General features: G+C 71.8%; 14 protein-coding genes. 7 read left to right on the top strand and 7 right to left on the bottom strand.

The genetic code is table 11. The features are described 5' to 3' along the window. The 5 genes from HYV93_10220 to HYV93_10240 form a co-directional block, all read left to right on the top strand. Positions 1–578: HNH endonuclease (locus HYV93_10220; protein MBI2526347.1), on the top strand; the 578-nt coding region annotated here is incomplete at its 5' end. Positions 579–642: 64 nt separating this feature from the next. Beyond that, a complete protein-coding gene (locus tag HYV93_10225; GenBank protein MBI2526348.1) occupies positions 643–1,011 on the top strand; it encodes a DUF4258 domain-containing protein in 369 nt (122 codons plus the stop codon). Continuing rightward, complete coding sequence (locus tag HYV93_10230; protein MBI2526349.1) at positions 1,011–1,223, top strand: YgiT-type zinc finger protein; 213 nt, start codon at positions 1,011–1,013, stop codon at positions 1,221–1,223. The genes HYV93_10225 and HYV93_10230 overlap by 1 nt, the downstream gene beginning before the upstream one ends. A gap of 45 nt (positions 1,224–1,268) precedes the next feature. After that, entirely contained in the window at positions 1,269–1,538 is a 270-nt protein-coding gene (locus HYV93_10235; GenBank protein MBI2526350.1) for a hypothetical protein, read from the top strand. A gap of 129 nt (positions 1,539–1,667) precedes the next feature. Next, positions 1,668–2,033 carry a Uma2 family endonuclease gene (locus HYV93_10240; GenBank protein ID MBI2526351.1) on the top strand — a complete coding sequence of 122 codons (366 nt, stop codon included), beginning with the start codon at positions 1,668–1,670 and terminating at the stop codon, positions 2,031–2,033. A 46-nt stretch (positions 2,034–2,079) separates the two neighbouring features. On the opposite strand, the gene HYV93_10245 is transcribed toward HYV93_10240, so the two are convergent. The 6 genes from HYV93_10245 to HYV93_10270 form a co-directional block, all read right to left on the bottom strand. Next, positions 2,080–2,751, bottom strand: a complete 672-nt coding sequence (locus HYV93_10245; GenBank protein MBI2526352.1) for an EamA family transporter — start codon at positions 2,749–2,751, stop codon at positions 2,080–2,082. A gap of 226 nt (positions 2,752–2,977) precedes the next feature. Beyond that, positions 2,978–4,009: a zinc-binding dehydrogenase gene (locus HYV93_10250; GenBank protein MBI2526353.1), complete on the bottom strand. Its 1,032-nt coding sequence runs from the start codon at positions 4,007–4,009 to the stop codon at positions 2,978–2,980. A gap of 7 nt (positions 4,010–4,016) precedes the next feature. Next, the gene (locus HYV93_10255) at positions 4,017–5,201 is read right to left on the bottom strand and encodes an acyl-CoA/acyl-ACP dehydrogenase (protein ID MBI2526354.1); all 1,185 of its coding nucleotides are present in this window, start codon (positions 5,199–5,201) and stop codon (positions 4,017–4,019) included. A gap of 53 nt (positions 5,202–5,254) precedes the next feature. Next, the gene (locus tag HYV93_10260; GenBank protein MBI2526355.1) at positions 5,255–6,544 is read right to left on the bottom strand and encodes a hypothetical protein; all 1,290 of its coding nucleotides are present in this window, start codon (positions 6,542–6,544) and stop codon (positions 5,255–5,257) included. Further along, positions 6,541–7,776 carry an aminopeptidase P family protein gene (locus HYV93_10265; protein ID MBI2526356.1) on the bottom strand — a complete coding sequence of 412 codons (1,236 nt, stop codon included), beginning with the start codon at positions 7,774–7,776 and terminating at the stop codon, positions 6,541–6,543. The genes HYV93_10260 and HYV93_10265 overlap by 4 nt, the downstream gene beginning before the upstream one ends. A 205-nt stretch (positions 7,777–7,981) precedes the next feature. Then, the gene (locus HYV93_10270) at positions 7,982–9,763 is read right to left on the bottom strand and encodes a CocE/NonD family hydrolase (protein ID MBI2526357.1); all 1,782 of its coding nucleotides are present in this window, start codon (positions 9,761–9,763) and stop codon (positions 7,982–7,984) included. A gap of 300 nt (positions 9,764–10,063) precedes the next feature. On the opposite strand from HYV93_10270, the gene HYV93_10275 reads away from it, so the two are divergent. Both HYV93_10275 and HYV93_10280 read left to right on the top strand, forming a co-directional pair. Beyond that, a complete protein-coding gene (locus HYV93_10275; GenBank protein ID MBI2526358.1) occupies positions 10,064–10,684 on the top strand; it encodes a cysteine hydrolase in 621 nt (206 codons plus the stop codon). A 150-nt stretch (positions 10,685–10,834) separates the two neighbouring features. Then, the gene (locus HYV93_10280; protein MBI2526359.1) at positions 10,835–11,578 is read left to right on the top strand and encodes a polysaccharide deacetylase family protein; all 744 of its coding nucleotides are present in this window, start codon (positions 10,835–10,837) and stop codon (positions 11,576–11,578) included. A gap of 31 nt (positions 11,579–11,609) precedes the next feature. Here the strand turns inward: HYV93_10280 and HYV93_10285 are convergent, their stop codons facing one another. Next, positions 11,610–12,938: a cation:proton antiporter gene (locus HYV93_10285; GenBank protein ID MBI2526360.1), complete on the bottom strand. Its 1,329-nt coding sequence runs from the start codon at positions 12,936–12,938 to the stop codon at positions 11,610–11,612. Positions 12,939–12,944: the final 6 nt, after the last annotated feature.

Consider the following 12,944-nt stretch of genomic DNA (forward strand, 5'->3'; position numbering starts at 1 on the left):
AGTCGGTCCCCGAGGACGGCCCGCACGTTCCCGCGGAAATGCCGCGGCGCCTGGCGTGCGACGCGAGCCGGGTGGTGATGCGGCACGCCCCGGACGGGCGCCTCGTGGAGATCGGAGCGCGGACGCGGACCATTCCGCCGGCGTTGCGGCGAGCGCTCGACCACCGGGACGGGGGCTGCCGCTTCCCGGGCTGCGGGCTGCCGTTCGGCCAGGGGCATCACCTGCGCCACTGGGCGCAAGGTGGCCCGACCACGCTCTCGAACCTCGCGCTTCTCTGTCGCCGGCACCACCGCGCGGTCCACGAGGAGGGCTATCAGGTCGAGCGGCAGCCCGACGGCGCGCTCCGCTTCAGGCGGCCGGACGGGCGGCCGCTGCCGGAGGTTCCGCCCCCGGCCGCGGTGCCCGCCGATCCGGTGCGGGCGCTCCGGGCGCGGCACGAGGCGCAGGGGCTCCGCCTTCACGCGCGGACGGCCTGCCCGGGCTGGCTCGGGGAGCGTGTGGACGTGGGCTGGGCGATCGACGTCTTGCATCCTCTGGCCACGGGGGCCGTGGGATCACATCACCCACCGTGGGAATGAAGCGCGGCCCGCGGAAGCAGCATCGGGGAAACCCATTGCCCCGAGCGGTCGACGCACCGCCACTATGCCACGAGGTCGGCGTTGGCCGGCCGACCCCGCCAGGGTAAAATACCCCGCAGTGAGGGACATCCTCGATGCGGTCAGGCGAGCCGCCCGCGCCAAGATCCTCTTCTTGCCGCATGCGATCAGGCAGATGGCTCGGCCAGCCATCATGATCTCAGCGAGTGAGGTCGAGCACGTCGTCGCCGAGGGCGAGGTCATTGAGGACCACCCGGAAGACGTCCGCGGGCCGAGTTGCCTGATGCTGGGTTCTGGGGGGGGCCGGCCGATCCACGTGGTCTGCGCCCCCAAGAACGAGTACTCGGCCGTCATCACAGCGTACGTACCGGACCCGTCGCAGTGGTCGCCGGACTTCCGGCGGAGGGTACCATAGTGGAGTGTGTCCATTGCAGGGGCCGGATGCAGCGAGGTGTCGCCGCCTTCAGCGTGGAGCGCAGCGGCTACCACGTCCGCTGGGATGCCATCCCCGCCTGGGTGTGCACGCAGTGCGGCGAACCGCTGTTCGAAGCCCGAGAAGTGGACGTGATCCAGCGGGCCCTGGCCGCCCTCGACCGCGAGAGCCAGAAGCTCGCCCCGGCGTCGTAGCCCACGCCGCCGAGTTCGTCGGGCGCTTGATGTAGGCTGCTACACATGCACAGGACACAGTTGCTCCTCCCTCGCGATCTGCACCGGCGCGCTGCGCAGGCGGCAAAGGTGCGGGGGATGTCCCTCGGAAACCGCGTCCGGGAGGCTCTGGGCGAATACCTTGTCCGGGCAGGCAGGGTCCAGCCCTCGCCGGAGGCCATCGACGAGGTTCTCCTGGTCGAGCCGTTCGAGGACCCCGATTCGGACCCCGAGCTGTCGATGAACGTCGATCAGTACCTCTATGGAGCGCCCCGGCGAAGTCGCCGCCGTCAATGACCGCGCTTCGCGCCGGCTTCGCGCAGTACCGCTGAGGCCCATCGCTTCCGGCGTCCTGCCGGGCGGCGCGCTCGATCCGGGAGATGTACCGGCGCGGGGACATTGACCGGCCCGGGGCGTCCCGATACCATGCCACCCATGGTCCCGGTGATCGAGCCGGACGTGCAGATTCGTCGCTGGCGCCGGGTGGAGTACGAGCGCCTCGTCGACCTCGGCATGTTCGTCGGCGAGCGCGTCGAGCTCCTTGCCGGGTGGCTCGTCGTCCGCGAGCCCCAGGGCAGCGCTCATGCAGCGATCGTGGGGCACATCGGCCAGGTCCTCGCGGCGACCTTCGGCGCCGGGTGGCATGCGCACGTGCACTCGCCGCTGGCTCTCGACGATGAGTCGGAGCCCGAGCCCGACGTGGCCATCGTTCCAGGCGAGCCTCGCGAGCACCTCGGCGCGCATCCCTCCGCGGCGGGCACGCCGATTCCCGTCGCCGATCTCCTCCCCTGAGCGGGAGGTCGGGGCTGCCGGCGCCCGCGGCGCAGGGGCGATCAGGTCAGCCCGATCCGCGGACCGCCCTCGTCGTCGGCGGATCCGGACGGCGGAGATCGAGCGCGGTGTGGACGGCCAGCGCTCCCAGCACGACTGCCCCGCCCGCGAGGGACAGGGCCCCCGGCGACTCCCCGACGGCGAGCCACACCCAGATGGGCCCCAGGATGCTCTCCAGCACGGCGATCAGGGCGGCCTCGGCCGCCGGGATGAGGCGCGCGCCGGCGGTGTAGAGGCTCAGGCCCACGCCGAGCTGACCCATTCCGAAGAGGGCGAGGAGGACGAGGTCGCGGGCCCCGGCCGTCCCCGGCGCGGCCTGAGGGAAGGCGAAGGCGGCTCCGAAGGTCACGGCGAGGCAGGCCGCGGGAAGCATTCGCACGGCGCGGCGGCGGCGCATGATGACCGTGGCCGCCGCGAAGCTGAGCGCAGTCACGGCGGCCAGGCCGTCGCCGGTCAGCGAGCGCCGCCCCACGGATGCCGAGACCATCAGCACGGTCCCGCCGAGCGCCGCCGTCATGGCCACCCAGGTGCGGGGTGACACCCGCTCGCCCAGCCAGAGCCAGCCGATGAGGCCGGCGATGAACGGCGCGGTGCTGTGGATGATCAGCACATTGGCCACCGAGGTGCGGGCGAGCGCCATGACGAAGCACGTGGTGCCGGCGGCGAAGAAGAGCGCCATCGCGACTCCCGGGAGCCCCATGCCGAGGAATACCGACCGGACCCTCCCACGCTCCCCAAGAGCGACCACGGTCAGGAGGAAGAGCGCGCAGAAGAGCGAGCGCCAGAAGACGGTGGTCCACCCGTCGGTGGCGATCAGGCGGCTGATGAGGCCGCCGCTGGACCAGCAGATTGCGGCCGCGGCGACCAGCAGGATCCCGCGGCGCTGCGGTGACGTCGGCCTGGTCCTACCCGATGAGGAGGGCCGCGCGGCCGACGATGGTACCCCGCTCGAGCCGCTCGTGCAGGGCCTCGGCCTCGGCCATGGGGCAGATCTCGCTGACGATGGGCCACACCTCGCCGCGGGCGACCAGGGCCAGGGTGTCCAGGACCTCCGAGCGCGTCACGTAGCGGCTGCCGAGGAGGTCCAGCTCCCCGAGGAGCATCTGCATGGCATCCACGCGGAAGACCTTGCCGGCGCCGCCGAGGGTGACCATGCGCCCCTTGACGGCCAGCGCCTTGACGGCCTGCTCGAGCGTCGCGCTGGACGAGACGTAGTCCACCGCCACGTCGACGCCGCGGCCGCCGGTCAGCTCCCTGAGGGCCTCCACCACGTCCTGGCGGCTGGCGTCCACTACGGCCTCGGCGCCGGCCCGGCGGCACGCCTCGAATTTCCCGGCAGCCGTGTCCACGGCGATCACCCGGGCGCCGGCCCACCTGGACAGCAGGATCTGGTGGATGCCGAGGCCCCCGCCGGCGCCGAACACCGCCACCGTCTCGCCGGGCCGGGTGCGCGTCCGGCGGTTGACCTTGTACGGGGTGGCGAGGGCATCCGAGATGACGCCGATCTCGGCCGGATGCGCCCGGTGGTCGAGCCCCTCCGGCAGCCGCAGGAAGTTGTGGGCAGGGAGGCTGACGTACTCCGCGTAGCCGCCGTCGCACTCCTTGCCGACATTGCCGCCCGAGCGCTCGCAGAGCGGCTCGAGATTGCCGAGGCACATGCGGCACCGGCCGCAGAAGAGGTAGTAGTAGGCGGTCACGGGGTCGCCCACCGCGAGCCCGCTCACGCCCGCACCCACCTCGACGATCTCGCCGGTGATCTCGTGGCCGATGATGCGCGGATAGGCGAGCGGAGTGCGGCCGGCCTTGTAGTGCTGGATGGTGAGGCCCGCCCCGCAGGCCAGGACCCGCGCCACCGCCTCGCCGGGCGCAGCGACCGGATCGGGCACCACCTCCAGGGCGAAGGGCGCGCCGGGCGCCCGCAGGACCAGCGCTTTCATGCCGGGCTCACGCGCTGAACATGAAGTTGGCGGCCTTGAGGAAGAGCGTCCGATTGGCGCCGTCGGAATGCAGGAAGGCGGCCGCGTCCCGGACCAGCTTCTCCACGCCGAACTCCTTCATGTACCCGTGGCCGCCGTGGATCTCGAGGCACCACGTGGCGATCTTCCAGGCCGCCTGCGAGGCCATGACCTTGGGCAGGGCCCCGAGCGTCCGGTCCCAGCCATGTTCCTGGTGCTCGGCGAGCCAGCACGCCCGGTGGATGTAGGAGCGCGAGGCGTCGATCAGCATGCGCATCTCGGCCAGCTGGGCGCGGATGCCGTCGTGCTCGATGAGCGGCTTGCCGCCCTGGACGCGCAGCCTGGCCCAGCCGACAGCCTTCTCGTATGCCGCCACCGCGACGCCCAGCGCGCTGGCCCCGGCATAGGCGTTGGACTGCGGGAAGAACTCGGCGAGCACCCGGAAGCCGCGCCCGACCGCGCCCACGACGTTCTCGTCGGGGATGAAGCAGTCCTGGAAGATGAGCTCGGCGTTGTTGGCGAGGCGCTCCCCCATCTTGTCGTGGACGACGCCCGTGGTGAACCCGGGGCGGTCGCGCTCCACGAGGAAGCAGGTGGCGCCCTCGACCAGCGGCCGGCCCGGCTCGGTCTGGGCGAAGACGAGGCAGTGGCTGGCCCGGTTGCCGTTGGAGATGAAGTGCTTGAGGCCGTTCAGGACGAAGCCCCCGGGGGCCTTGACGGCGGCGGTGCCGAAGGGCCTGGGATGCGGCACCAGGTAGTCGGAGGAGACGTCGGGCTCGGTGATGCCGATGGCGAGCATGCCGCGGGGATCGGTGGCGAAGCCCGGCAGCACGCGCGCCCGCTGCTCGGCGTTCAGCGCCTTCTGCATGATCTGGGCGATCTTCAGCGTCTGCGCGAAGATCACGGACACCCCGAGATCGCCCCGGCCCAGCTCCTCGATGACCATGGCCGTGGTCAGCGCATCGGCGCCGAGGCCGCCGTATTCGCGGCCGAGCGTCATGGTGCGGATGCCGACGGCATGCGCCCGCTCGACGATCTCCCAGGCGTAGCTCTCCGCGGGATCCCGGCGGGCGTCCAGCTCCGCCGCCCGCGGCCGCACCACCTCCTCCACGAACCGGCGCACGGTCTCCAGCATCGCCCGCTGCTCCTGCGTCTGCACGAACATCCGCTCCATCGGCGCCATCTCCTTGTCGGAACTGATCTCAGCGTGGAGGCCGCGCGGGCCGCTCAGCTCATCCAGCGGACAACGCCGGTGACGCCGTCCACGGCCACCAGGGCCCCGTCGGGGATGCGGCGCGTGGCCTCGGGCACGCCGAGGACGGCCGGGATGCCCCGCTCGCGCGCCAGCGCGGCCAGATGCGAGGTGCTGCCCCCCAGCTCGGCGACCACGCCGGCCACGCGCGGGAGCACCGCGGTGAGGGCGGGTCCCGCGACCTGCGTGACGAGGACGTCTCCCAGCCTGACCCGCTCGAGCTCGTGCTCGTGGTCCACGACGCAGGCCGGGCCCTCTCCCCAGCCCATCCCCGCCGGGTGGCCGGTAAGCCCCGGGTGACGCAGCCACAGCTCGTCGGGCACCACGGCGGGCCCAGTGCGGAGCGGGCGGGCCTGGAGGATCTCGGGACCATGCTGGCCCAGCGCCCACTCCACCTCGACCGGGGTGCCGAAGGCCTCCTCGGCGGCCAGCACCATGCGGCCCAGCGCCACGGCCTGCGCCTCCTCGAGGCACGGCGCCGCCTCGAGGCCCGGCGCCACGGCCTCGGGTCTCGGGCCGGTCCCGGGCGCGACGCGCACGAGCCGGTCCTTCCTGCCGGGCTCCACGCTCTCGATGCGGCCCGCGCGATCGAGGCGGAAGCGGTCGGGGACCACCTCGCCCTGGGCGATGGCCGAGCCGAGCCCCCAGGTGCCCGTGATCAGCATGCCCCCCTCGGGGGTGAGCGAGAGCGCCCCCCCGGCGGCCCGCGCCGGGACCAGACGCTGGACGAGGACGGCCATGGCGGTGGCCGCAGGATCCACGCCATGGGGGTGCATGTAGCGCAGCGCCCGGGTCGCCCAGAGCGCGGCCCAGCAGGCGCGCACGGCCGTCATGAGGTCGGCCTCGCTGTCCACGCCGAGAAAGGTCTCGAACTGCCCGGCGAAGGAGGTCTCGGGGGTGTCCTCGAGCAGCGCCGAGGAGCGTACGGCGACGGGCGCGCCGGGGCCGGCGCCGAGATCGCGCCACGCCGACAGGAGCGCCGCCGTGAGCGGGGCGGGGAGGGCGGTGCGCGTCAGGCCGAGCCTGACGGCCAGCGCCAGACGACGCCCCTCTGGCCGCTCGGCCCGCACGAACTCGCGCGCCGCCTCCGCCACGCCGCCCGCGACGAGGGCTTCGCGGTACGCGCGCGCGTCCACGCAGGTCCCGTCGGGGACGGGCAGCCCGGCCCGGCGGAGCCGCGCCAGGCGCGCGGCCTTGGGCCCGACGCGGTCGGCGTCCAGCGCCGCGGCGTCAGCGAGCGGGATGACGGCGGGGTCCATCGTCAATCGACCAGCGTGATCTCCTCCACCGGGAAGCTGGAGATGAGCTCGGTCCGGTCCTCGTGCACGATGAGCATCTCCTCGATCCGCACACCCCACTCGTACTTCTTGCCGTGCTGGGTCTCGAGCGCGAAGACCATCCCGGGCCTGATCTCCAGCGGGTGGTCCAGCGACCAGATGCGGGAGATCACCGGCTGGTCGTACTGGGCCAGGCCGAGCCCGTGCCCCCAGAGGTTCGCCGCGGCCTGGTCCTCTTCCTCGTAGCCCCACGCCTCCTTGGCCGAGGGCCACTTGAGGGCGATGTCGCGCGTGGTGACGCCCGGCCGCACGGTGTTGATGGAGTCATAGAGCCACTTGAGGGCCGTGGCGTAGTAGTCCTTCTGCTCCTGGCTGGGCTTCTTGCCCACGCAGTAGGTGCGGTAGTAGCAGGACTTGTAGCCGTTCCAGGTGAGCGCCGCCAGGTCCATGAAGACGATCTCGCCGGGCCTGATGATGCGGTCCGAGAAGTTCCGCCAGTTGGGCCAGGTGTTGGGGCCCGAGGAGACGATGACGTCCTCCACGTCCTCCATGCCCGGGATGGCGTACAGGAACTCCATGATGTGCGCCGTCACCTGGTTCTCGGTGAGCCCCGGCTTGAGGTAGCGCATCGTCTCCCAGTGGGCGGCATCGCCGATGGCGCCCACGATGCGCAGGCACTCCTGCTCGTCCACGTTCTTGATGGCGCGGGCCTCCATCATCGGCGTCATGCCGTCGGCCCACTTGATCTTCGCCTCCTGGAAGGCCTGGAGCATGTTGATGTCGATGAAGTCCACGCCGAGGGTCTGGTCGGCCACACCGAAGCGCTTCATCTCCTGCACGATGGCATCCGTGAACTTCTTGACCTGCTGGCGCGAGGCGGGGCCGGCCGCTCCCTTGATCCAGGCGTAGGACCAGCGGATGTTCTCCTGGGGGATCCACGGGGCGTGGCGCTGGATCTGGAAGCCGATGTCCCCCTGCTCGAAGAGCACCGGCGCGCCGTCCCCACAGAGAAGCGCGTAGCGGAGCCCGGGCTTGAGCCGGTTCCAGCCCGGCGTGAGCGTGCTCGTCACGTACCGGACGTTCTCGTCGTACATGAGGAGCATGGCGCCCAGGTTGTGGGCCTTCATCTTCTCGCGGGCGCGCTCCAGGCGGTACTTGCGGAGACGGTCCCAGTTGATGCGCTGCTGCCAGTCGACGCCGACGGTGCCGAAGTTCGCCATGGCCGCGCTCTCCCTGGATGTGGATGGATACCTTCGAGGCTGTCGCTCTATCTAGACGTTCCGCATGGCAGAATGCAATACCGCGATCTCGCAGCGCACCCGTTGGTACCATCCCCCCGTCGGCGCTGTCAAATGGAATTCCGCACGGGTGCGGCCTCTCAGTCGGGCGGCGGCGCGGTTGGCCGACTCAGGGCCCGCCACGCCCTCAGGACCGCGGGCGGGACGGTCTGCTCGGGGCCGCTCCTCTTCGAGGTCTCGGAACTGCGCGCGGCTCCTGGCCCGGGACGATCGGCAGCAGGACATGCGACGGCCGGGTGCGGCCGCAATGCAGCGTGACCCTCCCGCCGATGATCCCCGCGGGACGGTCGCGCGGGTCGTTGTGCTGGAAAGGGCCGACCCCTGTGAAGACCTCGCCCAGCACCGCCAGCCCCGCGCCTGCGCCGCCGGGGTACTCGTAGTCGCGCCCCCGCACGCTCAGCGCCAGCCGGTGGCCGGCCGGCACCACGATGGAGGTCGGCCAGATCTCCACGTCCAGCTCGTACACGCGCCCGGGCGTGAGCGGCTGCACCTCGTCGTGGCTGTGGTAGGGGCGGTAGGGGAGCGTGAGCGCCGGGTCCAGCTTGCGATGCGAGGCCCGGAGCCACCCCTGCGCGATCGGGGTGTGCGGGTCGAGCGCGCCCTGGAAGACGACCTCCTTCAGGCTCGGGCCGAGCACGCGCAGCACCACGAAGAGGTCGGCATCGGCGGTCTCGGAGGAGACGAAGAGCTTGGCCGCGACGGGGCCGGTGATCTCGGTCTCCGCCTCGAGGGGGGGCGTGAGGAAGGTGACGCCGTCCCCCAGGCCGCCGTAGCTCACCCGGGCGCCGCGGGCGGGCGGCCGCCGCACCAGGCTGTGGTCGGGCGCGCTCAGGTAGAGCCGCGTCCACCGCGTGCGGGCCAGCGGCCACTCCCGCTCGTGCCGCTCGACGAACCGCTCGCCGGGACGGCGCACCTGGAGCAGCACTTTCGGCTGCTTCTTCCAGCCCGTGTCCTCACCCTTGAGGAAGTGGCCGAAGAAGCGTTTCTGGAGGCGCACGCCGTAATCCGTGTAGAAGTGGGTCCAGTGCTCGATCCCGTGGACCTCGAGCCACTTCTGCGTCGAGGCCGCGCGCATGAACCCCTCGAAGTTGCCCCGCGGATGCAGCCCCTGGCCGCCCCAGTTGGCCGCCGAGAGCAGCGGCACCGTGATCCTGGACCAGTCGGGCATGCGCGAGCGCCAGTACTCGTCCGAGGCCAGCGGGTTCCGGACGCACTCCTCGTAGAAGTCGCTGCGGCGGGCGCCCAGTTCCTCTTCGGTCAGGGTCTCGGGCCCGGACACCCAGTCGCCCGTCATCCGGCTCCGGAGGCCCCGGGTGCCGCGCCCGTGCTGCACCGGCACGATCTGCGAGGGGAACCAGGCGCGGCCGAAGGTGCAGAGGATGCCGCCGTGGTGGCTGAGGTCGCGGTAGAAGTCGGCCGCCCCCTCCCAGACGCAGATGGCGGCCAGGTGCGGCGGCTGGAGCGCCGCCACCTGCCACTGGTTCATGGCGTAGTAGGAGATGCCGTTGAGCCCCACCTTGCCGCTGCTCCACGGCTGGGTGGCCGCCCACTCGATGCAGTGATAGAGGTCGCGCGCCTCCCGCGCCGACCAGATGTCGAGGAAGCCGGGCGAGCGGCCGGCGCCGCGCGAATCCACGCGCACGCAGGCGTAGCCGTCGGGCACCCACTTCTCGGGGTCCACCACCTCCCAGTTCTGGTACTTGTTCGTGGAGCCCGCCAGGACATCCGGGTGCTGCTCGATCATCCGGCGCCACTGATCGGTGTAGAGGTCCTCGAAGTGCAGCCCCTTGGCGTACGGTCCGTAGGAGAGGATGACGGGGTGCGGGCCTGCCCCGGTGGGCCGGTAGACATCGGCGCGGAGGACGAGGCCGTCATCCGTCCGGACGGGGACGTCCCAGTCGACGCGCATGCCATCGCGGACCTCGCTCGGGGCGTCGCCCGGGGCCGTTCCTCGCACCCCTCCCGGCTTCGGCATGGCGTTTCTCCTCACGCGGGCAGCTCCACGCGGCGCAGGCTCCAGCGCCCGCGGGCGGCGACGGCTTCGGCTCGAACCCGTGGGCGTGGAGCGGCGGGAGATCGACGTGTCCACTCCGCAGGGCGCCTGCTTCATAGCAGCCGGCCCGACACGGTGTCAAGCCGAATTGCGCCGAGCGGCGTGCGCCGGCGCCGGTTGACCGCGGTGTCACCTGCGTGCTACCACGGAGGCGCCGTGAAGCTCGACCCGCGCGCGACGGTTGCCGTGGCCATCGACATGCACCGGGGGCACCTCGACCCGGCCGTCGCGACGCTGCCGCTCTCCGCCGCCCGTTGCGGCCCTGTCATCGCCCGGGCCGCGGACCTCTTCGCCAGGCTCCGGGCCCTGGGCGTTCCCATCGTGCACGTCGTTACCGAGTACCGCGACGCCGCGGAGATCGCGTGCAATCCGTTCTGGAAGGCGATCCACGACGATCCGGCCCAGGCGCGGAAGGGCATCCTCCGCCACAATCTCGCCGGCAGTCCCGGCACGGAGATCATCCCGGCGCTCCTCGCCGGGGGCGATCTCGTCGTCCGGGGCAAGAAGCGCTACAGTGCCTTCCACGCCACGGACCTCGAGTTCCTGCTGCGGAGCCGCGGCGCCGGCACCGTGATCCTCGCCGGCATCAACACGACCTCCTGTATCCTGTGCAATGCCTTCGAGGCCACCAACCGGGACTTCACCGTGGTCATCGCCTCGGAGGCGGTGGACTCCATGGACGGCGAGGAGATGCACCGCTTCGCCCTCCGCCTCATGGGCGCCACCGTGGGATGGCCGCTGACCAATGCCGAGATCGTCACCGCTCTGAGCGCCTGAGCCGTCACGAGGGAGGTGCCTGTGAAGCTGCCGCGCGAGCGCTTCGACTACTCGCCCATCGCTGCCCGCCGCCCCTGGCAGCTCCCGAAAGGGGCGCGCGTCGCCGTCTGGACCATCGTGAACGTGGAGGAGTGGGACATCGAGAAACCCATGCCGCGCCAGATCCTGACCGCCCCGCAGGGGGTGGCCACGCTCCCCGATGTGCCCAACTGGGCGTGGCACGAGTACGGAATGCGCGTGGGCCTCTGGCGCATGCTCGAGGCGCTGGGCCGGCGCAAGCTGCGCGCGACGACGGCCATCAACGCCAGTGTGTGCCGCTCGTATCCAGCAGTGGCACAGGCCATGCGGGACGCCGGGTGGGAGTTCATGGGCCACGGCGTCAGGCAGGGTGCCATGCATCTCCTGCCGGATCAGCGGGCGGCCATCGGGGAGGCCGTCGCGATCCTCCGCGAGTTCACGGGCAAGCCGCCCAAGGGATGGCTCGGCCCCGGCCTCACCGAGACCTGGGAGACGCTCGATCTCCTCGCCGAGGCGGGCATCGAGTACGTGTCGGACTGGGTCGACGACGACCAGCCGTACGAGATCCGCACGCGCTCGGGGCCGCTGGTGTCGGTGCCCTACACCCTCGAGCTCAACGACATCCCGATGATGGTCATCCAGCATCACCCCTCGGCCGAGTGGGTGCGGCGGGTCAAGGACCAGTTCGACCGGCTCCACGCCGAAGGGGCGAAGAACCCGCGCGTGATGGCGCTGGCCGTGCACCCGTACATCTCGGGCGTCCCGCACCGCATCAAGCACTTCGAGGCCGCCTACGACTACATGCGCAAGCAGAAGGGCGTCTGGTTCACCACGGGCGAGGAGATCTGCGAGTGGTACAAGTCCCACCCCTGGTGAGCGGCGCCAGCGGCGACTGCGGGCTCACGCCTCACGCCCCCGGGACGTCCGTGGGGGCCCGTGGCCCCGGAACAGCCCCGCGTCGCTGCGGCGGCGGGCTCTGGGGGGCGCTGCCGTCCGTCTCGGCGCGGAACGCGGCGATCTGTTCGGGCAGCCCGAAGACGCGCACCAGGTCGCCAGCGCGAAGGATGGTCTCCGGGTCGGGGTTGAGGAGGACCTCCCCGTCGGCCCGGGTCACGGCCACCACCGTGACGCCAAGCCGCTCCCGGACCCGCCCCTCGCGCAGCGACTGATCCGCCAGCGCCCCCTGCCCCACCGCCAGGTCCTCCACGTGGGGCAGGAGGTCCATCGCGTCCCGGCGCGCTCCTTCGCCCATCTCCATGGCGCTGCGGAAGCGCTCGAGGTAGGCGAGCACCCGGTCCTGGGGCAGGGCCAACCGGCGCAGGGCGTGCCGGATGAGGGTCGCGGCCGCCTCCAGTTCGGGCTGGATGACCTCCGTGGCGCCGGCGCGGGCCAGCGCCTCCATGCCTGACGGGTGATGGGCCCGGACCAGGACGGGTACCGCCGGATTCATGGCGCGCAGGTAACGGACCAGGAGGGTGGCGCGGTCGACCTCGGGCAGCGCCACCACCACCAGAGTGGCTCGCGCGGCACCGGCGCGCTCGAGGGTGCGCCGGTTGGCGGCATCCCCGAACAGGCATGGCACCCCCCGGGCCCGGAGCCCCTTGACGATGTCCGGGTCGAGCTCGATGACGAGGAAGCGGAGGGTGAACGGCAGGAGCACCAGCGCCGCCTTCCCGAGCGCGGCCGCGATGGCCACCAGCCGGTCCGGCTCCAGCGCTCCCAGAGCCGGGATCAGGACGATCAGGACGACGACGGCCAGGTCCTCGATGAGGAGGGTCCCCATCATGATCCGTCCGTGGCGCGAGTGCAGCTCGCCCCGGTCCAGGAGCAGCCGCACCAGCACCATGGTGCTGGCGACGGAGATGACGATGCCGGCCACCGCGCCCTGGAGCGCGGTCCAGCCCAGGAGGGCGCCGGCGCCGACGCCGAGCCCCACGCAGAGGGCCAGGCCCACGGGCCCGCCGAGGAGCGTCACCCATCGAACACGCAGCAGGTCCTTGAGGGAGAACTCGATGCCGACGGAGAACATGAGGAGCACGACGCCGATCTCGGCGAAGAGATCGAAGGTGTGCACGTCGGTCACCGACGGCCCCGGGGTGAAGGGGCTCACCAGGATGCCGCCGAAGATGTAGCCCAGGATGAGTGGCTGGCGCGCCCACCAGGCGAGCGCGCCTCCCACCACCGCCGCGGCGAAGACGAAGGCCAGGTCCCGGAAGACGGCGGGATCGGTGATCATCGGCGT

The organism is Candidatus Rokuibacteriota bacterium (assembly GCA_016188005.1).
In the GTDB taxonomy this organism is placed as follows: domain Bacteria; phylum Methylomirabilota; class Methylomirabilia; order Rokubacteriales; family CSP1-6; genus UBA12499.